This is a genomic window from Ignavibacterium sp. (assembly GCF_025998815.1).
Taxonomy (GTDB): domain Bacteria; phylum Bacteroidota; class Ignavibacteria; order Ignavibacteriales; family Ignavibacteriaceae; genus Ignavibacterium.
The window spans coordinates 659,544-681,653 of the sequence record NZ_AP026678.1; the positions used below are offsets into that span (position 1 = coordinate 659,544).

Here is a 22,110-nt window from a genome sequence, read left to right on the forward strand (position 1 = left end):
AGAAAATCAGGAATTGAGATGACAAATTTTCCTATACTTTCGCTAATCACTTTTTTACCCATTCTGGGTATGATTGTAGTTCTGCTGATTCCTAAAAAGCAGGAATTGGCAATTAAAAGTCTTACAATTGTAATAACTGCTGTTCAGGTGGTTCTTGCAATAATTTTACTAATGAACTACAATTATTCTCTTGGAGGAATCAATGATATAAAATCATTTCAGTTCATTGAAAAGTTCAGATGGATTGAAATTACTGGTTTCTCCTGGATTGGTAAAATTAAAATTGATTATTTCCTTGGTGTCGATGGTCTAAGTATGCCAATGGTATTACTGACTGCAATTGTAACTTTTATCGCTTCAATTTCCTCGTGGACAATTGATAAATCGTTAAAAGGTTATTTTGCAATGTTCTTGCTACTCGATACCGGAATGATGGGAGTATTTGTTGCACTTGATTTCTTCCTTTTCTATGTATTCTGGGAATTAATGTTGCTTCCAATGTATTTCCTCATTGGAATCTGGGGTGGTCCGAGAAGAGAATATGCTGCAATTAAGTTTTTCCTTTATACTTTGCTTGGAAGTGTTCTCATTCTTCTTGTGATGATTGGTTTGTATTTCAGCTCTATGGAAACTCTTGCAGATGGAACAAGAGTATTCACTTTCAATATGCTTGAAATGATGAATCCTGCTAACTACACAGTTGGCGGAATTCTATCTCCACTTAATCCAAACAACTTGAGATTTATAGCTTACATTGGATTGTTTATCGGTTTCGCAATTAAAATCCCAATGTTTCCATTCCACACCTGGCTTCCTGATGCACATGTTGAAGCGCCAACAGCAATCAGCGTTATACTTGCTGGTGTGCTTTTGAAAATGGGTACTTATGGAATTCTCAGAATCTCGTATCCAATATTTCCTGAAATTACTAAACAGTTAGTTTGGTATATAGCTCTGTTCGGAATGATTAATATTATCTATGGTGCATTCTGCGCAATGGCTCAGAAGGATTTCAAAAAACTTATTGCTTATTCGTCAGTTTCTCATATGGGTTATGTAATGCTTGGAATGGCTGCATTAAATACAATGGGAATTTCAGGAGCGATATTACAAATGTTCAATCACGGAACTATAACTGCAATGCTCTTCTTGATAGTTGGAGTTATTTATGATCGTGCACATATCCGTGACCTCGATTCATTTGGTGGTTTGGGAAAGCAAATGCCTGTTTACACCGGATTTGTTACAGTTGCTTTCTTCGCTGCTATTGGATTACCAGGTTTAAGTGGGTTCATTTCCGAAGCATTGGTATTCCTTGGTGGATTTGGAAATGATATTACAAGAGTGCTGGCAGTTGTTTCTACACTTGGAATTTTATTAGGTGCTGGCTATATGCTTTGGACATTACAAAGAGTATTCCTTGGTCCTTTGAATGAAAAATGGGCTAACCTAAAAGATATGGACTTCAGGGAATTTGCAATGTTAGTTCCACTTTCACTGATAATAATTTTCCTTGGTGTATATCCCGGACCAATGCTTAGCTTAATGAATACATCAGTAAATACAATGGTTGAGTTCATTGAGAAAGCTCAGGCATTTTATCAAACATTAGGATCACTTTAATTGAGAGATTAAAATTGGATATTATGAATTTTACATCAGATTTATTTTTAATCTATCCTGAAATTGTTTTAACAACTACTCTGATTGTAGTAGTTTTATTTGACCTTATTTTCAAAAAGTCACAATCTTGGCTTCCTGTATTAAGCTTAGCAGGAATACTTATTACTTTTATTTTTGTTGTAATGCAATTCGGAACAAATCTTCCTGCTTTTGAATACAGCACAAAAAATAATTTATTATCAATTGATAATCTTTCAACCTATTTCAAAGGTATTATTTTAGTTACCTCATTCTTCATCGTTTTGTTTTCAATTTTTTCAAGTGAAATAAAATCCTGCAGAGAAAGACACGGAGAATATTATTCCCTGCTTGTTGGAATGATGATAGGAATGTTTTTCCTTGTTTCATCAAATGATCTGATACTTATTTATCTTTCAATGGAATTGCTTTCACTTTCATCTTATGTTTTATCAGGGTTTGTAAAAAATTCCATCAGAAACAGTGAAGCATCATTGAAATATGTTATCTATGGTTCGGTTTCATCTGGAATTATGTTATTCGGAATTTCTTTGCTTTATGGATTAACCGGGACAACCAATCTTAATGAAATAAACACAATACTTCGTGGTGCAACAACAATTGATATTACTTTCATCCTTTCTATGTTCATGATTCTGGCAGGATTTGGATTCAAAATTTCAGTTGTACCCTTCCATTTCTGGACTCCTGATGTTTATGAAGGTGCACCAATAACAATTACTGCATATCTTTCGGTTGCCAGTAAAGCCGCAGGTTTTGCAGTTTTAATCAGATTCATAAAATCAGTTTTCTTTTCGGGAATTTCGCAAGGTGGATATTGGAATCTTTTATCTTATTTTGATTGGCAGGCAGTATTGGTTCTAATTGCGATAGTCACTATGACTCTTGGTAACTTTACTGCTCTCTGGCAGGATAATCTTAAAAGAATGTTAGCATACAGCAGCATTGCTCATGCCGGATATATTTTGCTTGGTGTTGCTGTACTTTCCGATCAGGGTATCACCGCAGTTCTTATATACTTCGCAATTTATATGTTTATGAACCTTGGAGCATTTCTGATAGTAATGCTCATTGCTAACAAAATTGGCTCAGAAAATATTGATGACTACAAAGGTCTTGGATATTCAATTCCATTTCTTGGGACAGTATTAGCAATATTTCTTGTTTCTTTAACCGGACTTCCTCCAACAGCTGGCTTTATAGCAAAGTTATATCTCTTTGTTGCTCTTGTTGACGCCAAGATGATTGTTGTTGCGATTATAGCTTTACTTAATACAGTCGTTTCATTGTATTACTATATTCGTGTTTTGAAGAATATGTATTTGGTAAGAGATATTAATAAATCAGTTCATATCGAACTTAAACCACTAAGTTTCATTACAATCCTTTTACTGGTAATCCCGGTTATCCTGTTTGGAGTCTATTTTACTCCAATAGTTGATTTTGCCAAATTATCAATTCAAATCTTAGGTTTATAGAAATTATACTTCACTTGAATTTGCCAAAACTTATTATTAAGTTAAATCCGACAAATTTAGTCTTATTTTATGCTTAAGCTATCAAAGAAAACAGAATACGCTCTAATGTCAGCCAGATATATGGCTTTGAATGAAAATGGCAAATATGTTACAGCAAGAGAAATTGCTAATAGCTATAAATTGTCCTATGAATTAGTAGCTAAGGTCTTGCAAATCCTCGCTAAAAATAAATTAATTCATTCTTATCAGGGAGTGAAAGGCGGTTATTCATTAAACAAACCAGCAGAAAATATTACTCTTGCAGAAATAATTAAAGCGATTGAACCCGCTTACGAGATTACAGAATGCATGAGAAATGGGTTTGAGGAAGATAGTTGTTCTTATTTCAACTGTTGCAAAATAAAAGATCCGCTTGCAGAAGTTCAAAAAAAAATTGATAAAATATTTATTGAAACGAAACTAAGTGATTTGATATGAATTTTAAGTTGCCTATTTATTTAGATAACAATGCTACAACTCCTGTTGATCCAAGAGTATTGGAATCAATGCTTCCCTATTTCTCTGAAAAGTTTGGAAATCCTTCGAGTAAACATACTTTTGGTTATGTAACTAATGCTGCAGTTGATTTAGCCCGAGAGCAAATTGCTAATTTAATCAATGCAAATAAAAATGAAATTTACTTTACAAGTGGTGCTACGGAATCAATAAATTTAATTCATTTTGGTATTGCAGATAAACTTTCTTCAATTGGTAATCATATTATTTCGTCTTATGTTGAACATAGTGCATCTTACGAATCTTTGCTTCAACTTCAGAAAAAGGGTTTTGACATTACTTTTTTGAAGTGTGACAGTAAAGGTTTTATTCATCCTGAGCAGATAATTGAAGCAATCAGACCTGAAACTATTCTTGTCAGCATTATTGCCGCTAATAATGAAATCGGAACTATAAATAATATTTCAGAAATTGGAAAAGTATGCAGAGCAAATAATATTTTATTCCATTCTGATGCTACTCAAGCTTTTGGAAAAATTAAAATTGATGTTAATGAAATGAACATTGATTTTCTTTCTTTCTCTTCGCATAAAATTTATGGTCCAAAAGGCATCGGAGGACTATTCATCAGAAAAGGACTTGAACAGAAAATTACTCCATTAATTTTTGGTGGTGGTCAGGAAAAAGGAATCAGAGCAGGCACTTTAAATGTTCCAGGAATTGTAGGTTTTGGCAAAGCTGCAGAGATTTGCCATTGCGATTTTGAAAAAGATTTTAATCATACAAAAAGTTTAAGAGACAGACTTTATAAAAATCTTTTATCTGCACTTGATAATGTTATACTAAACGGAGATAAAGAAAATCGGTTACCTGGGAATCTTAATCTTTTAATCAAAGGAATTAAAGCAGATTCTTTAATTTCGAGTATTCGGAATATTGCGTTCTCTTCGGGAGCTACCTGTTCATCAGAAACCGGTAAACCGAGCAGAATATTAAAAGCAATCGGATTAAGCGATGAGGATGCAAAGTGTTGTATCAGAATTGGTCTGGGTCGTTTTAATACGATTGAAGAAATTGATTATGCTTCAGAAAAATTTATTGAGGCAATAACAAATCTTAAATTAAAAAGAAATTTACAATCAACAATTTAAGGACATTTATGGCGAAAAATGATGTTAATAAACTTTACAGCGAATTAATAAATGAAATAAATGTTTTGCTTGAATTTTTAAGAGCGAAATTTCCAGTGTTTCATAATTCCAACTTTTTCTTCAGAGATTTACAATTCGGTATTAAAAGTTTTTTTGAAAAAAGAAATATAAAACTTTCATACTCTGAATCAGAAACTCTGGCTAAGCAGATAGCAGAGTTTCTAAAAAAGGAAGGGATTTTCGTTGAGACAAGCTCTCAAAGCTGGAAAGTAAATTATCCTGAATTTGAAACTTCTAAACCCGGTGATCCGTTTAGTTATTAAAACAAAGGAGAAATATTATGACAAATATTCAAATTGAACAGGAAATCAAAGTAACTGAAAAAGCTGCAAAAGAAATCAAGCGCATAATGGATGAAAATAAAATTCCGGAAACATTTGGATTGCGAGTTGGAGTTAAAGGTGGTGGTTGCTCTGGTTTAACTTATACACTCGGATTTGATGGTGAACAAAAAGAAAGCGACACAATAATTGAATCTAATGGTATTAAGCTTTTTGTTGACGGAAAAAGTTTGTTTTATTTATCCGGGACTGAACTTGATTTCTCTGATGGTTTAAATGGCAAAGGTTTCGTTTTCAATAATCCGAATGCAAAAAAGACTTGTGGTTGTGGTGAATCTTTTGGTGTTTAATAAAAAAAAGGAAGTAAAATGAAAAGAAGAAATTTTATTACAACTTTGGCTGCGTTATCTGCAGTTAATGTTATAGAACCTTTTACAAAGAAAATTGAATCATTAAATAATAACTTAATTGAAAGGAGAAATATTATGGGAAAATTTGAATTGCCTCCATTGCCTTATTCTTATGATGCATTAGAACCATACATTGATAAGATGACGATGGAAATTCATCACACAAAACATCATCAGGCATATATCAATAACCTTAACAAAGCTATTGAAGGAACTGATATGGAGAAGATGTCTCTCGAAGAGATGTTTGCTTCAGTTTCAAAGCTGCCTGTAGCAGTAAGGAATAATGGTGGTGGACATTGGAATCATTCATTATTCTGGACATTGATGAAACCAAATGGTGGTGGAAATCCATCAGGCGCATTGGCAGATGCTATCAATGCTCAATTTGGAACTTTTGATGATTTCAAAAAGAAATTTTCTGATGCCGCTGCCGGAAGATTTGGTTCTGGTTGGGCCTGGTTAGTAGTTTCAGATAACAAATTGGTAGTTACCTCAACACCAAATCAGGACAATCCTTTGATGGATGTTGCAGATGTTAAAGGTAGTCCGATTCTTGGTCTTGATGTTTGGGAGCACGCATATTACCTGAAATATCAAAACAGAAGACCAGAATACATTGAAAATTGGTGGAATGTTGTTAACTGGGATAAAGTTGCTGAGTTGTTCTCAAAAGCTAAATAATAACTAATCCGATTCATGAATAAACCGGAGTAGAATTCTCTATTCCGGTTTTTCTGTTATTACTGTTAAAATTTTATGTCTAAAATAATACCTCTGTTTCCCCTTCAATTGGTTATCTTTCCGGGTTCTCAATATCCACTTCATATTTTTGAACCAAGATATAAAACTCTTGTCACCGAGTCTTTAGAAAGAGATACCGGTTTTGGAATCGTTGCAAAGTTTGAAAATAAGATTTCAGATGTTTGTACCTATGTTAAAATTGTCAAAGTTTTAAAGAAATATCATAACGGTGAATCTGATATTGTGGTAGAAGGTTTTCATCGATACTTGATAAATGGTGTAACAGTTCACCCTGTTGGCTATCTGGTTGCAGAAGTTGAACCTCATAATGATAAACCGGAAAATGTAAACAATGATTTGGTAATTCAACTGATGATATTATTTGAAGGGCTTCTGAAAAGGATAAATTATGAATTGCCCGAAGAATTTTGGACTAATCTTTCTGAAAGTAAAAATAAATCTTTTAAAATTGCCGAAAAGGCAGGACTAACTTTAGAGCAACAACAAGAATTACTGATTAAGCAAAGCGAAAATGAAAGATTAAAATATTTGATTGAACATTTGGAGTTTCTTGAGAAAAAATATTCAGATGAAATGACATTAAAAAAATTGATTATGTCGGATGGGTATTTAAATGAAAAAAAAGGATAGCTTAAATGCTATCCTTTTTTATTAATCACCGTAATTTTCTTTCACTTTAATTCTGTTCAGAGCTCTTGCTAAAGCTGCTTGTGCTCTTTCAACATCAATCTCATGAGACTTTTCAAATAATCTTTTCTCGGCACGCTCTTTCGCTCTGAGTGCTCTATCCAAATCAATCTCATCAGAAGACTCTATAGAATCAGCTAATACGAGAACTTTGTTATCCAATACTTCGATTGTCCCTCCAGCAGTAGCGAAATATTTTGGTTTATCGTTCAATTCGACTTTAATCATTCCAATCTCAAATGTAGAGATTATCGGGGCGTGATTTTTCAAAACCTGAAATCTACCTTTTGTTCCTGGAACGGTGATAGATTTAATCTGACCAGAGAATACTTGCTTTGCAGGAGATATTATTTCGAGAAAAAGCTCAGACATTAACTTGCCATCCTTTTAGCTTTTTCTTCAACATCTTCAATTGAGCCACAATACATAAATGCCTGTTCAGGATAATCATCGTACTTTCCATCAATAATAGCTTTGAAGCTTCTTATTGTATCTTCAAGTTTTACATAACGACCTTTATAACCAGTAAACTGTTCTGCAACATGAAATGGTTGAGAAAAGAATCTCTGAATTCTTCTGGCTCGTCTTACAACAATTTTGTCTTCATCGGATAATTCATCCATACCCAATATGTTAATTATATCCTGTAAATCCTTATAATGCTGTAAGATCTCTTTACAAGTTTTGGCTACATTATAATGTTCCTGTCCGATAATTCCAGGTTCAAGAATCCTTGAAGTTGAATCCAATGGATCAACAGCAGGATAAATACCCAATTCAGAAATCTGTCGGCTTAATACGGTTGTAGCATCAAGGTGAGCAAAAGCTGCTGCAGGAGCCGGATCAGTTAAATCGTCTGCAGGAACATAAATTGCCTGAACGGATGTGATGGAACCTTTATCCGTTGAAGTAATTCTTTCCTGTAAAGCACCCATTTCAGTCGCAAGGTTTGGTTGATAACCAACCGCAGAAGGCATTCTTCCTAAGAGCGCACTAACTTCTGAACCTGCCTGAGTGAAACGGAAAATGTTATCAATAAAGAGAAGAACGTCTCTTCCCTCTTCATCCCTGAAATATTCTGCAATTGTTAATCCGGTAAGCGCAACTCTTAATCTCGCTCCTGGAGGTTCATTCATCTGTCCAAATACCAAAGAAGTCTTTGATAGAACACCAGATTCTTTCATTTCTAACCACAAGTCGTTTCCTTCTCTGGTTCTTTCTCCAACTCCTGCAAAAACAGAATAACCTCCGTGTTCCTGAGCGATGTTGTGAATAAGTTCCTGAATGATAACTGTTTTACCAACACCAGCACCACCAAACAATCCGGTTTTACCACCTTTTGAGTAAGGCTCGATAAGGTCAATAACTTTAATACCGGTTTCAAACATTTCAGTTTTTGTCGAAAGATTTTTGAATTCAGGTGCAGGTCTGTGGATTGAATATCTTTTATCAGATTTTATTTCGCCAAGTCCATCTATTGGATTTCCAACAACATTGATAAGCCTTCCGAGTGTATTAGGACCGACAGGAACTGAAATTGGTTTTCCTGTATCAAATGCTTCCATACCTCTTACAAGTCCATCAGTTGAATCCATAGCAACTGCTCTAACTCTATCTTCTCCCAGATGCTGTTGAACTTCAACTATTAAATCTTCTTGAACGCCTTCAACAGATGTTCTTGGAATTCTGATTGCATTATATATCAATGGTAACTGCCCGCCTTCAAATTCAATATCAACAACGGGACCGATAATCTGAATAATTTTACCTTTTAACTGACTCATTTTAACCTTTCTTATTGAATTTTGAGTTACAAAATTAAAAATGTAAGCTCTTTAATACAAATAATTTAGACATAGTTACTACTTAAGCAACATCATTTTTCTTGAAAAATTAACATTTTCACCAATTAGCCGATAAATATAAAGTCCACTTGATAAATCATCCGCCTTAAAATCCACTGTGACCAAACCGACCGGTGCAAATTGATCGAAAAGAACTTTTACTTCCCTACCAAGAAGGTCATAAACTACGAGCTTAAGATTTTGTGCTTTAGCTACTTCAAATCTAATAGTTGTGGTTGGATTGAATGGATTTGGATAATTTTGGTAAAGTTTAAAGTCATCTATCTCAAACGATTTATCATCATTACTGATGATTATTGGAATAATAAATGTATTTGTCCCGCCATCTTCGTTATATCTTCGCTTGAATTCCTGCATATACTGATTAGCGATGAAAATATCATCAATGATTAAAATATTCTCATCGTTATCATTTGATGCCGAATTTGACCAGTTAGCCGAACCTGTTATTACATAAGGATTGCTATATGTCTGAGTTGCATCAACTAATCCATATTTATGATGCATTGTTGCCCCTTGATTTCCAAACATTTCTGCAAAAGTGTTCAAATAAGAATATTGGCTACCTGAAGTACTAACCTGGTCAATCAGACCGCGAATATCAGTAACACCAGCGTTGAAACGATTATTCATTGCTGTAGCTATATCTGAACGGGTAAATGCATATAAAGCAAAGTAAATATCTTTATTAGCAGTGTTAATGGTATTTACAATTTTACCCATTACACCATCGGAAGGACTGAAGTAAACTTTAACTTCTCTGCCACCGATGTTAAATATGTGAGGTGTGTTATCTGATTTCTGAAAACCGAATTTTGCATTTGATGGATTTGGAGAATCTCCTGTGCTTCCCCACATTTCTTCAAATTCAATTTTGTAAGCTTGTGTAATTGTAGGATCATTGATTTCAACAACATTATTTTCCCAATTACTCTCAGTCAATGTAACATTCCAGCTTCCGGTCCATAACCAATCGTTAACTGCAATTGTATCTCTTGCATCAAAGACAAAAAATTTATTATGCATAATTCCATTAAGTCCTGAGGTTCTTTTAATAACCGGAATACCAGCATCAATAAGTGCCTGCATACTGTTTTGAGTTGTACGATTTTCATAAACAACACGAACTTTAACACCTCTGTTTTTTGCTGCAATTATAGCATTAGCAACATCAGGTAAATCTGAAAAACTATATAGAGCCATATCAATTGAATATGTAGCAGCATTTATTCTTTCAATAAGTTTCTGAGCGAAGTTAACATTTCCTTTTGCTGCATTTCCTGTCATAGCTACTGTTGTATCAACAGAAAAGTTAAAATAAACATTGATTGTTCCTGTTTGAGGATTTGCTGATGCGGTAGTAACTGTTTGCAATGAACTGAAACTTGTTCCGGCACTGTTAGTTGAATAAGCCCGGAAATAATATAAAGTGCCTTCCTGCAAGCCAGATACTGGTACAATATGAACAGTCGTATCATTATTTATTACAACTGAGTCAAGTTCAAGAGATGGTGTCAAGCCATATTTCACCTGACTGTTACCATTTCGTGCGGTGTTGAAGTAAACTGTAAATCCTTCAGGAGTAATATTGCTTGCGATAACCGGATTAAGAATAAGAGGTGAGTTATCATAGATAATATCACTCAGAAAACGCGGAAGCAACTGATAACCTGTATTGTAAGGCGCACTAGTTTTGAACTGACCGAGAATTCCAACCAAATCAACAGAAGTTTGTGGAATAGGTTGACCAATTATTGATGTAACATCATTATCTATTCTTAGTCCTGCTGATAATGTTCCGGTAGCATCGGTGATATTATAGTTGGTTGCACTTGCAAAATTTCCTGTAGCTTGAATTGTGACATTATTTATTCTTATCAGTCTGCTTTCAAATTCTTCAAACCCATTCCATTGTTGAGATGCTATATCACTTATCGTAACAATGGTTGTATCAAAGTAATGATTGGAGGAATGTTTAACCAAAACTGAGCCCGCTCTTCGGAAATCGAATTGCGTCAATCCGTTAAAATGTGTTAATGTTGATGTAACAGTTACTGAATCTCCAATTTGAACCTGACCTGCAAAACCACTCCCGAATATTGAAAGTCCGGCAGTTGCATCCTGAATTGAGCCAGGACCATTTGTACCGAACTGATTTGCAGATGTTACAATTCCTGTTACTGTGAATACCTGACCAGTATCTAGAGGAACTCCATTCGGATCGTTCATTTTTAAGTCAGCGATTGGAACGACTGTTTGTGGGAATGAAAAATTGAATGTAAGAACAGCGAGAAATAAAAATAGTTTTTTCATCTTAAATCCGTTGATAATATGAATCTTAATATTCTGTTATTACCCTTATCAACAACATACAATGTTTTATCAAAGTGTGCTACTGCATAAGGTTGATTAAATAATTGAGGACCTCCAAAGGATTGGAGTTCATCTCCGAAAGAATTGAATTTGTAAACACTATCACGGCCAGCATCTGCAACATAAATATTTCCTGAGTTATCAACTGTAACACCTTCTGGTCGGGAAAATTTATTTACACTCATCATCTGATTTGTGCCAGGACTAAGTTTACTTTCATAACCAGGTGTTTCAGATGCGAAATTAAAATATAGCCATTGAGTTTTGAATGTGGAATTTCCAGTAAGCGTCATCACAAAATCTGTATTTCTTTTTTTGAATGAAGCTAATGAACTGATATTAAATGCAGTTAATAGTCCTGTTCCAACTGGTTCGATTGATGGTAATCTGCCTATCAATGTATCTTTCTTTGATCCATCATCCAATAATTTTTTCTGAAAAATCAATATTGAATTATCCGGATCGAAGATGCTTGAATTATTTGGTCCGGTTCGCGCAACATAAAATGAATTATCATAAAAGACTGCAATACCAGTGTATCGAATTCCTGTTTTCAAATCAGAAGGAACATTTGGTCTTGGTAATAATCTTGTAATCGGAGCTTCTGATAAATTATGATTTGCAGCAACCAAATTTATTTTGTAAACCGCTCCGAATGTACTGCCAAGTGTGTCGAACTCTGAACAAACAATCAGATTAAGTTGATAATCCTGAGCAATTGCAACTGGTTTTTTTATTGTTCTTGTTCCAAGGATGGTTCCTGCAAGATTCATCATTACAATTCTATCATTATCAGTATCGGCAACATAAATAAATGGTTCATTACCGATGTAAATGTCCTGCGGATTGTTAAAACCTTCCCAAGGAGGATTTAATTGAACATAAACTGTGTCACCAGCAATATTTCCAGGTCCGGAAGTAGTTGGTAATTCGAATTTATCTTCACAACTGAGAAAGAATAAAATCAGAGAAACCAGAGAAATAGTTCGAAGTATTTTAATTAAAGTTATTTTCATAAGCCTAATAAAATTGAAAATCTATGTGCTGATCCAAGTCTTGAGAAATTTGAGAATGCGTAATCAAGAGTAAAGTTTGCAATATCGAGTGGTACATTTATTCCTGCACCGAAAGAATAATTCTGTTCATCTACATTAAACTTATAACCCGCACGAATGAAAAGCATGTTGTTCCATACATACTCAACTCCGGTGGAAAGATTTTCACTGTTGTCGTTTGGATGATTCAGCTGAAATGATGTTGTAACTTTATGTTGTTCATCTTCATAAGGTTCAAATGCAAAACCTATTCTGAATACTGTTGGTGGTGCAAAATCCTGCCAGGATGAAACTTCCCTTTTTCCGACTAATACAACTTTGCCGTCAGGAGCTAAATTACTTCCGAAGTTGGTAACAGCTACTGCAAATCTGGTTGATCCAAGTCCGGTCCAATAATATGTACCTAGGTCAATCATTACACCACGCATTTTAAGTTTGTCGAGAGTTTCTTCAATATATCGTACAGTTCCGCCAAAACTGAATTTGTCTGTCATCTTTCTTGAGTATGAAACTGCAACTGCAATATCACTGAAACCAAAATATTCACCAGTTCCGAATGGTGCAAACTCAGTAGTTACTGGCATATCCTGCATTGTTAAAGCAGTGAGAGCAATACCGAAAGAATTGGTTTCATCAAGATGATAGACTGCACCAAGAAAATCATGATTTATATCAACAACCCATTTATTATGTGAGAAGAAAACCTGGTTTTGGTTAAACTGAGTTAAACCAGCCGGATTCCAATACAAAGCTGATGCATCATTAGCAATAGCAACGAATGCATCACCCAATGCAGATGCTCTTCCTCCAACTCCTATTTTAAGAAACTGAGCTGTTGAAATGCCCGCACGCTGACCTCCAAGCACTGGAAATAATTGTGCATTGATATCCTTACATAATAAAATCAAAATTAAAGTTATGATGTAATACTTAAATCTCATATTCTCTTTTATCCCTTATGGGATTTTTTAATCATTTAAATAATTTGTTTTTTAAAACCTGAAACTAACTCCAAACTTTACATTTCTTCTTGTTAAATATCTTGCCGGATTAAATGGATACGGATTAATCGGTGCCTGCAAATCCGGATATTTCGGATCATTCCAGCTTGAAGGTACCGGATCACCGTATTCATAAGCTTTTCCGGTAACAGGATTAATGATTGCAGAATTTTTCTGGTCAAGAATATTATTCACTTCTATGAAGAATGAAAATTTCAGGTTATCGATAACAAAATATTTTTCGAAGTTTAAATCTATCCAGAACCAATCATCTCCCAGCTTTGAATTTCTTTCTCTTCTCACAAATTCATAAATAGGTCTGCCATCAGTTTGATATGCACCAGTGAAAACTGCAGGTGTATATCTTTTGCCTGATTGATAGAAGAATCTTAAATAGATATTGTAATCATCAAGTATTCCCGGAAGAAATCCAAAGAGTGGACTTCCCTTTTCAACATAAAAACTTGTTGAGATAGAAGCGTTGATAGGTCTATCCCAGCTAACATATTCTTCTTTAATAGATTCATCTAAATCACCAGTTAAAACCAGAACACCTTCGTCTGCACTTGAGCTTTTTCCGGTTACAATAGAATATGCAAACTGAGCGTTTCCGTTGAACCATTTGCCTATTCTCTTTTTGAATTCAAATTCAATACCTCTGGAACGAGCATAATCAGTATTTACATAAGTGATGAATCGCTGAGTTGCAAATCGTGCTGAAGAAATCTGTGCAGTTCTTGTGCTTACATAATCAAATATATCTTTGTAATAAGCTGTAATTGTAAGCACATCGTCATTTGTAAATTGAGTTCGCAAACCAAGTTCATAAGCTACAGTGGTTTCAGGATTTAGGTTTGGATTTCCAAATCTCTGGAAAGATGATTTTGCGTTTGCAGGACTTAATTTCGCATAAACAAATTGTGGTTTAGGCCATTTACTGAAGTGTCCATAAGAAAAGAATAATGTTTGATTATCTGATACCGGATGTGAAATTCCAAGTCTCGGACTTAATCTTGCTTTAAATCTTCTGTTACCAAACCACTTAAATGAATTAGATCTGTACCTATCTCGTGTTTCATCCGGAATGGTAACAACTTCAGGATTTTCAACTGCATCGTCAACATATTTTCCGGGAAACCAATAATCGAAACGCAAACCAAAATTCAAAATCATTCCGCTGAAATTAATATTATCCTGAGCATAAAGAGAACCAAGTGCGGGATAAACTTTGTATAAATCGTTATTCAAACCAAGTTCACCAATCCAGGGTTTGTATATATCAATAACCTGCATTTCCTGAAATTGCATACTAAAACCGGCTTTAAATTTATTTTTTTCATCGAAGAAACTTGTTAAATCACCACGAACAGAAAACTCCTGAAGAAAGTGATCACGCCAGGTAAATGGATTACCCAAATCCCAGAATCCATCACCGGGAATAACACCAATTGTATCCCGATCAATGTTGTAATATTCTATTGGAAAGTTCGTGATATCTTTTGGTTCCTGATATTCATACCACATCTTGCCATTTGCATCGGCACGAAGATTTGTATAGTAATTACTGAACTTTAACTCATAAAATGTTTTTGTATTTAAGGTATGCGTGATTGTAAATGTATGATACTTATTATTATGTGTAAAAGTATTTGCATTATCCAGAATGTATTGAAACTCGTATTGATAACCCGGACTTGGCTCTACATATTCAAGATTTGATTGAAGCGATTGAGAATTCTGATTAATATTAACCGACTGATTAAAGGAATAATTAAACTTTAATGTAGGTGAATATTTATAAGTCAGTTTTCCCATCCAGAACCAACTGTTTTCAGAGCGAGGTGCAAAGCGAGTACCGTAAAATGTAGATGAATAAAGTTGCTTTGCTTTACCTTTAAAGTAACCCTGGGTTATTCCATCACTAAAGCCAGCATAAAAATTTCCGAAAAAAGTTAACTCACCCGGAATATTAACTCCAATTGCCGGAAGTATGTATGTTGTGATTGGTTCAGGTCCACTAAGATTTGCCTCAGTGATGTCAATATTGAAAACATGATAAGATGATTTATTGCCAAAATTATCTCGCTTATAAGAAAGATAACCATGATATTTATTACCACCCTCTCTTGTTCTGACATTCACAACACCAGAAGTTGCCTGACCAAATTCAGCATTATATCCACCGGTTATTACTTCAACTTCTTCCAAAGCACTTGAAGAAAGTTGTAAACCAAAACCAGTTCCTGCTAATGGATCCTGAACTGAAACTCCATCGAGTAAAAATGCATTTTCATAAGACCTGCCACCACGAATATGAATTGCATTGTCGGATTTGATAACACCAGCTTGTTGACTAACCAAATCAGTAATATTCTCAATAATAGCAATTTCAATATCTTCTTTTGAAATAGTCTTTTTGCTCTGAGTTTCTTCAACATCAAGTAAAGGTTTTTCTCCAACAACTACTACATCCTGACCAAGTGTTAAGACTGTTTCCTCAAGTTCAACATCAATTTTTTTATTCTGACCTGCTGCAATCTGCACACCTGTAAACTGAACTGTTTTATATCCAATTAAAGAAACTTCAACTATATATGTTCCGGGATTGATTGATTGGATAGTATATTTTCCGTTTATATCAGTCGCTGCACCGTAATAAGTTCCTTTCAAAACTACATTAACACCAGGTAGCGGTTCACCATTAGCTTTATCTTTAATTGTTCCGGAAATACTGCCTGTGCCTTGCGGATAGACTGTTAATGATACAAGTAATATTAAAAATGTAATATGTTTAATCATCTTTGAAGTCCGAATTCTTCAAAAAATACTTTATCGAATAAATTTTTAATATTAAACGGATTTCCATTAGCACGATGCAGAGGAATCCCCATATAAATTAATTTAGAATCAGATGTTTTGAATCCGATTATCGGTTCACCACTTAAAGCTAACTTGTAAAGAGTTTTTGCAGCAAAAGGATTTGGATAATAAGTTCTAATGCGTGCAACAGGAACCGTGCTGTCATCAATCGAAAGTAATGGATAGTTTAGGGTGATTCCATCATCTGCAGGATTGATTAAAGTATTCCTCGGAATAAAACTAATCGGAGCAGGACTTAAACTATCAACAGGTAAAAAGTCACTTAATCCTCTTGGATCAAATTGCTGAGGAAATATCATTGAGAAAAATATTTTTCCACCACTGATGATATATTCTCTTACAGAAATTTGTGCTGGTTCAAGTGTCGGATCATTATCAGTGTACCAATAAACAGCTTTGAAAAGTTTTAAGGTTTCAGTGAACTGTGGTGAAATAAATTTTGGTAAAAGTTTAGCTGGAGTTGTAGATGTTTTACCAAGTTTGATATCCCAAACATCAACTCTAGATGATAAATTAAGACTATCTGCAATCTGATAGTAAAATGAAGCAGCATTATCGTTGGTGGCATAATCATCAATTATAAGAATATCTCCGGCTGGTTTTTTAACATACCAAATTAGACTGCTGTTTTCTGATGGCATTGATAATAACTGACTTACGCTGCCTGCAATATCTTCACAATAGACATAGAATTTATTCAGGTCATTTAATTTTAAGCCCGGCAATTTTGTGTGATATGGAGTTGTGATAGAAGTTCCGAGATAAACATCACAATCTACGATATCCGAGTTATAAGGAGGTTCAACTTTAATAGTTACAAATCGTGTTGATGCCGGCAATTGAATTTTCTGCGATGTATCATTCAATGCAATGAAAACTTTACTGATTGTGTTATCTCCATCAAGATCAGTTATTGTCCAACCAAAAGAAGCAACAGGAAAAGTTGTATCGGGAATTAAAATCGTATTATCATTTTTATCAACAAGAAATTTGATTATTGGAGCCGAATTCTTAAGCGGCAGAAGTAATGTTGCAGGTTCTGAGTCAATTGCTCCACAATCAATAAACGGCTCATTATTATCCCATTTTCCATTATTGTTGAGATCGGTGAAAGGTTCCGGTCCGAAATTGATATTGCCCGAAACTAATTGATTATCATAAATACCATTGCCAGAATTATCAACTGCAGCAACTCTGAAAAGATATGTTGTATCAGAACCTAAAAGAGTAAATGAAATAAGTGAATCATTTTTTGATGTGAATGTCCAGTTTATACCGTCAATAGAAATGAAATAACCAATTATCAAACCATCAGAATCATCTCCCCACCAATATAACTTAACACTGCTCGGTTGTTTTGTTATAGTACTGTCAGTAAAAACGGAGATAAAAGTATCTGGAGGTTTATTTCCAACCGGTGCATCAATCAGTTCATCGTAACAAGAAATCAGAAGGACTGATTGAAGAAGAATTATAATAGTTAGTAAAGTTTTTTTCATTTACATCTTTTAAGCTTCAAAAAAATAATTTAGAAATTGTCAGTCCTTGTAAAAATTCAACGCAGACTGACAATTTCATTAAATACTCTTATTTCATCAGAATCATTTTCTTAGTCAGCTGAAAATCATTCACATTAATTTGATACAAATAAACACCTGATGATAAAGAAGAAGCATCGAATATAACTTTATAATTTCCGGGTACCTGATTCATATTAACAAGAGTCATTACTTCCTGTCCGAGTATATTAAATACTTTAATCTGGACAAAACCTTCCTTCGGAATATTGTATTGAATAGTAGTAATCGGATTAAATGGATTAGGATAGTTCTGTTCTAATTTATATTGGTTAACAGACATTATTGCATTATCATTAACATCGGATACATATCCAACAAAGTCATCAGATTTTCTTGGAACCAATTTATAATTTCCAAATGAGTAGAAAAGAATACCTCTTAATTCTTCAAATGTACTGTTCTGCAATACACGTATATTTCCTGGAACTGTATCTAACCCTGCAACCCAAAGATTATGATATTCGTGATTTCCTTCCTGAAGTTCAACTCTGGTATTAATTCCGGAATTATCTGCAACGAGTATTTCACCAAAGTTGCTGTTTCCGCCACCATTTGGACCTGGATTTCCATCTGCATTATCATCTGTTACTGTTACATTAAGATATTTTATCAAGACACCCTCATACTGTTCAGCGGAAATAGTTCCATTTGGCAATGTTCCAATGTCAGCAGTGGAAACAGTAACGAAATCCGGTAAAGGATTGCTGGTTGAATTTACAACAACAGATGTAATACTATCGATAAATGTATTGCTGTTACTTTCTCTGATTAAACCGCTAACAGTTACATTTTGTCCTCTTTGCAACGGATCAGCAGCAAGACCACCAATCCAGATTCCACGCCACGGACCAACTCCATCCTGCATATAAACTCTTCGGCTAACCTGATTTCCGTCTCCCTGTAAATCAGAAGTATCTGCTGTTACAACACCTGAGACTGTTACTCTGTAATTATTATAAGCGCTGAAGCCGCTTCCAAAAGGACTGTATTGAACATCATAAATGGTAACAGGTCTGTTAAGAACTAAATAGAAATATTTGTTTCTTACTGTATCAGCAGGATTTATTGAAATCATTCCATCGTTATCTTTTGCCCAGACATAAAAATCTACTAATGCTGAATCCAATCCCACTGCCGGAATTGTTGCAGACCAAAGATTATTTAAGCCTTCGACCATATTAAGCTCGCTTAAATTTCCACCATTAATTCTGTATCTGACTTTTGCTTCTGTAACATCTCCACCTTGATCAATATCAGTAATTGTTGCTGTGATGGTTACAGCATCATTTGGTCCAACCAAATCAATATTTCTTCTGATATTTGTTATTGATGGAGGTGATTGACCAATCAACAAATCATCAGGGTACATTGGGCGAAGGACATATCTTGAAGGATTATTGAAATGACCTACAACTCCTCTGATATATTGAATAGTTGTTCCATCAATCGGAGGATCAAAAGTTCTAAGTTGATGATTTCTTCTTGTAAAATAGCCCGATTGATCATGAATGAATATCTGATTTCCCTGTCCGTCATTAATTGCAAAAGTACCGGTAGATGTGTTTCTGTCAGATGTGATAACATTTCTTATTATCACATACATTCCTTCATATTTTTCGCCGGTCAATAAATTTCCTACAGGAGGTGTTCCTGTATTCAAATCTGCAATTGTAATTTCAAGAGGTTCGCCTCTGCTTGGTTTAACACCATGAAACTGAATCGGTGTTAAAGGATTAGTAAGAACATTTAATTGCGTTTGTTGGCCAAATTCCGCTACCACACCAGTTATCGTTACTACCTGAGCAGTATCCAGAAGATCCATCAAAGTTCCCTGAGCAGCAGCACTAGTATCATTTTGTATAATATTTAATCCTGCCCATTCGGTAAAAGTGAAATTTGTATCTCGCAGATAAGTCTGCCATCTCGAACCTGCCCACATAATCGGTCTTCTGTCGAAAGTTGGATCAACAACCGGTGAAACCATTACAACACCGGTAACCTGCACAGTATCTCCAACATGCAAAGAACCATCTCTGCCTGCAGATAATGAATCATTCGGAAGAAATTGTATATCTCGAATACTGATGTTCGGATAATTCTGGGCAAAGATCAGAGAACCCGAAACCAGAATCAGAATGAATAATAATTTTGTTTTCATAATGTCACCTTTATTTAACGATTAAAAATTTTCCTGTTTTAATGTTTCCATTGCTCAGGTCTTTAACTGAGAAGAGATATAAACCTGTTGCAATTGCCTGATCATTATCCGTAATTAAATCCCACGCATGTTCACCGCCAGACATAATTTGTTTTCCATCTTTGGAAAAAGTTTGAAACCATCTTAAATCAGAACCATTACTCGACAGGTCATGATTAATTCTTTTTATAACATCGCCGGCCAAAGTATAAATAGTGATTTCACATTCTGCTGGCAAATTATAAAAATAAATTTTTCTAAGCCGCTCAGAATTTCCATCCCAATAAGCATTTGCATAATATGGATTTGGATAAACACCAATCTCAACATTTTCATCTGAAGTTGGAAGCACACCTGGAATTATTTTTATCGCATTAACTAATTTTCCTGATTCCAGACTTTCAAGATTAAATGTAACATCACCTTTATCAAAAGCTGTAACAGAAAAGACATACTGCCATCCATTCAGAAGATTCTGAATTTCAAATTTATACCAATACTCCGTTGTATCGCCAGGAAAAGTAATAGGTTCAGATAATTCAACAAAAGAGAATCCTGTATTTAAGCCAACATCATTACCAAGACTATCAAACTCAGCCATTTTAACAAGAGCAACATTTAAATCCTGACTTGCTGTTAAATCAAAACCGGACATTGTTCTGTAGAGGCGATATCCCTCAAAATCTTTTTCACCTGTAATTGGATCAACCGAAACTTCTGCTCTTTTATCCCAATAAATCGTTGCTTTCTGACTCTCAGGAACAACTTTTACTTTAGGATTTTGAGGTGGTGTCGGCAAAATATAACGAGTTATCTTCCCATCGCCGTCTAAATCTTCACCAACATCAAGAACTCCATTTCTGTTTCTGTCCTCGCCATAGTAGGCTCTTAATGCCCATTCGGCACTGGTGAATAAATTTGTTTTCTGCTCATCATTATCTAATGCTGCAGGATCGGTTCCGAATTTTTTAGCGGTGATAATTGCAAAAACAACATTGATTGAATCGCCCGGAGAAATTTTTCTGAAAGGACCTGCGGTGATTAGAACTGATCTGTTGGAAGGAGATTTTAATGTTGCCGGTGAAACCTGCCATGGAAAGCGATTATTTCCACCGAAGTATCCTTCCATTTTCCTGTACCGTTCAACATCGGTTTGAGGGGCAAATAAGTTTGGATCAGTTGTGTTTCTGAATTGCCAGCTAACAAAATTCACTGAGTCATAAGGTGCTGAAGCTCCTAAGAATTGCATTCCAACATAACTATCAGTAAATCCAATATCACCTGTTGCATCAAATTCGTAAGCAACTCTGAATTCTTGCGAGTATCCATTCCCACCTTTATCAAAAAATGTTGACCCACTTCTTGGTGAAGTGATATTTGTATTTCTGACAACTGCATCAGTCCATAATCCAACAAATACACTATCTAGATATTTGCCAGATACATTTTTAATCCAGTAATTCATTATAACAAAGTTATTGGCAAAGGAAAGATTCCAGGAATATGATTCGTGATGAACAACTACGCCGATGGGATTGTGATCAGGAATAATTTCACCACCAGATAAAGTAGTGCTTGTATCGGAATATTCCATCACAAAGTCCTGGTGTGAAATTGCAAGCGGGCTATAAACTTTTGAATCGAGTAAAGCCGAGCGTTCAACTACTCTGTCACCAGGTTTGTTGGTAAACTCAAATCCTCCGCCTCTTGCAGAAACTGAAGCAGCATCAACTGCAGCAGTAGTTACAAACGGACCTTGTCTTCCACTTCCAAGTGAATCATTTGAAGTGAAAGCGCCAATCCAAAGTCCTCCATCAAAAATGTGTTCGATACCTGAACCGATAGGATATTCGCAACTTGGTTGTCTGGGCCAAAGTGTAAAACCATGTCCGTAAGTTCCGAAGTTAGTTATTGTAAGACCAATGTTACCAACATTTGTGAATTTGGAATTATCATCATCTAAAGATTTAAATATTTTGTCAGGATTTTGCTGTGCAGCAATATAAGAAGTAAAAAACAGAATGAAACAGAATCGTAGAAAATTTTTCATCAATTAATAATTAAACTTTTTGATAGCGGCTGCTAAATTAAAAAAAATTCTTAAATCAAGTATTAAGTTTTGATTAATTAATTCTGATCGAATTTAACTCACATTCAGGGAAAATCTCAA

17 protein-coding genes are annotated in these 22,110 nt (G+C 34.8%); 8 read left to right on the forward strand and 9 right to left on the reverse strand.

Going from position 1 to position 22,110, the window contains the following annotated elements; translation table 11 throughout:
* Nucleotides 1-18 precede the first annotated feature (18 nt).
* The 8 genes from Q0X14_RS02870 to Q0X14_RS02905 all read left to right on the forward strand — a co-directional run bounded on the left by Q0X14_RS02870 (nucleotide 19) and on the right by Q0X14_RS02905 (nucleotide 6,932).
* Nucleotides 19-1,623, forward strand: a complete 1,605-nt coding sequence (locus Q0X14_RS02870; RefSeq protein WP_297842180.1) for an NADH-quinone oxidoreductase subunit M — start codon at nucleotides 19-21, stop codon at nucleotides 1,621-1,623.
* A gap of 23 nt (nucleotides 1,624-1,646) precedes the next feature.
* Nucleotides 1,647-3,140, forward strand: coding sequence for an NADH-quinone oxidoreductase subunit N (locus Q0X14_RS02875; protein WP_297842182.1), 1,494 nt, complete (start codon nucleotides 1,647-1,649; stop codon nucleotides 3,138-3,140).
* Between the two features lie 120 nt (nucleotides 3,141-3,260).
* On the forward strand, nucleotides 3,261-3,617 hold the full coding sequence (locus Q0X14_RS02880; RefSeq protein ID WP_297842185.1) for an Rrf2 family transcriptional regulator: 357 nt from the start codon (nucleotides 3,261-3,263) through the stop codon (nucleotides 3,615-3,617).
* Nucleotides 3,614-4,786 carry a cysteine desulfurase family protein gene (locus Q0X14_RS02885; protein WP_297842187.1) on the forward strand — a complete coding sequence of 391 codons (1,173 nt, stop codon included), beginning with the start codon at nucleotides 3,614-3,616 and terminating at the stop codon, nucleotides 4,784-4,786. The genes Q0X14_RS02880 and Q0X14_RS02885 overlap by 4 nt, the downstream gene beginning before the upstream one ends.
* Nucleotides 4,787-4,794: 8 nt before the next feature.
* Nucleotides 4,795-5,109 carry a hypothetical protein gene (locus Q0X14_RS02890; protein WP_297842189.1) on the forward strand — a complete coding sequence of 105 codons (315 nt, stop codon included), beginning with the start codon at nucleotides 4,795-4,797 and terminating at the stop codon, nucleotides 5,107-5,109.
* A 17-nt stretch (nucleotides 5,110-5,126) separates the two neighbouring features.
* Entirely contained in the window at nucleotides 5,127-5,477 is a 351-nt protein-coding gene (gene erpA, locus Q0X14_RS02895; RefSeq protein ID WP_297842190.1) for an iron-sulfur cluster insertion protein ErpA, read from the forward strand.
* Between the two features lie 18 nt (nucleotides 5,478-5,495).
* The gene (locus Q0X14_RS02900; RefSeq protein WP_366522788.1) at nucleotides 5,496-6,221 is read left to right on the forward strand and encodes a superoxide dismutase; all 726 of its coding nucleotides are present in this window, start codon (nucleotides 5,496-5,498) and stop codon (nucleotides 6,219-6,221) included.
* A 75-nt stretch (nucleotides 6,222-6,296) separates the two neighbouring features.
* Complete coding sequence (locus tag Q0X14_RS02905; protein WP_297842193.1) at nucleotides 6,297-6,932, forward strand: LON peptidase substrate-binding domain-containing protein; 636 nt, start codon at nucleotides 6,297-6,299, stop codon at nucleotides 6,930-6,932.
* Nucleotides 6,933-6,953: 21 nt separating this feature from the next.
* Here Q0X14_RS02905 and Q0X14_RS02910 read toward each other — a convergent pair whose 3' ends face one another.
* From Q0X14_RS02910 to Q0X14_RS02950, 9 genes are all read right to left on the reverse strand, one after another.
* Nucleotides 6,954-7,361 carry a F0F1 ATP synthase subunit epsilon gene (locus Q0X14_RS02910; protein WP_297842196.1) on the reverse strand — a complete coding sequence of 136 codons (408 nt, stop codon included), beginning with the start codon at nucleotides 7,359-7,361 and terminating at the stop codon, nucleotides 6,954-6,956.
* Nucleotides 7,361-8,773 (reverse strand): F0F1 ATP synthase subunit beta, encoded by a 1,413-nt coding sequence (gene atpD / locus Q0X14_RS02915; protein WP_297842199.1) that lies wholly within the window; start codon nucleotides 8,771-8,773, stop codon nucleotides 7,361-7,363. Before atpD ends, Q0X14_RS02910 begins: the two co-directional genes overlap by 1 nt.
* A gap of 78 nt (nucleotides 8,774-8,851) precedes the next feature.
* Nucleotides 8,852-11,167: a phospholipase D-like domain-containing protein gene (locus Q0X14_RS02920; RefSeq protein ID WP_297842202.1), complete on the reverse strand. Its 2,316-nt coding sequence runs from the start codon at nucleotides 11,165-11,167 to the stop codon at nucleotides 8,852-8,854.
* On the reverse strand, nucleotides 11,164-12,243 hold the full coding sequence (locus Q0X14_RS02925; protein WP_297842205.1) for a hypothetical protein: 1,080 nt from the start codon (nucleotides 12,241-12,243) through the stop codon (nucleotides 11,164-11,166). The genes Q0X14_RS02920 and Q0X14_RS02925 overlap by 4 nt, the downstream gene beginning before the upstream one ends.
* Nucleotides 12,240-13,223 carry a PorV/PorQ family protein gene (locus Q0X14_RS02930; RefSeq protein WP_297842207.1) on the reverse strand — a complete coding sequence of 328 codons (984 nt, stop codon included), beginning with the start codon at nucleotides 13,221-13,223 and terminating at the stop codon, nucleotides 12,240-12,242. The genes Q0X14_RS02925 and Q0X14_RS02930 overlap by 4 nt, the downstream gene beginning before the upstream one ends.
* Nucleotides 13,224-13,274: 51 nt before the next feature.
* Nucleotides 13,275-16,082 carry a TonB-dependent receptor gene (locus Q0X14_RS02935; protein ID WP_297842209.1) on the reverse strand — a complete coding sequence of 936 codons (2,808 nt, stop codon included), beginning with the start codon at nucleotides 16,080-16,082 and terminating at the stop codon, nucleotides 13,275-13,277.
* Nucleotides 16,079-17,662 carry a fibronectin type III domain-containing protein gene (locus Q0X14_RS02940; protein ID WP_297842211.1) on the reverse strand — a complete coding sequence of 528 codons (1,584 nt, stop codon included), beginning with the start codon at nucleotides 17,660-17,662 and terminating at the stop codon, nucleotides 16,079-16,081. The genes Q0X14_RS02935 and Q0X14_RS02940 overlap by 4 nt, the downstream gene beginning before the upstream one ends.
* Before the next feature lie 88 nt (nucleotides 17,663-17,750).
* Nucleotides 17,751-19,901, reverse strand: coding sequence for a T9SS type A sorting domain-containing protein (locus Q0X14_RS02945; protein ID WP_297842214.1), 2,151 nt, complete (start codon nucleotides 19,899-19,901; stop codon nucleotides 17,751-17,753).
* A 10-nt stretch (nucleotides 19,902-19,911) separates the two neighbouring features.
* The gene (locus tag Q0X14_RS02950; RefSeq protein ID WP_297842217.1) at nucleotides 19,912-21,990 is read right to left on the reverse strand and encodes a hypothetical protein; all 2,079 of its coding nucleotides are present in this window, start codon (nucleotides 21,988-21,990) and stop codon (nucleotides 19,912-19,914) included.
* Between the last annotated feature and the right edge of the window lie 120 nt (nucleotides 21,991-22,110).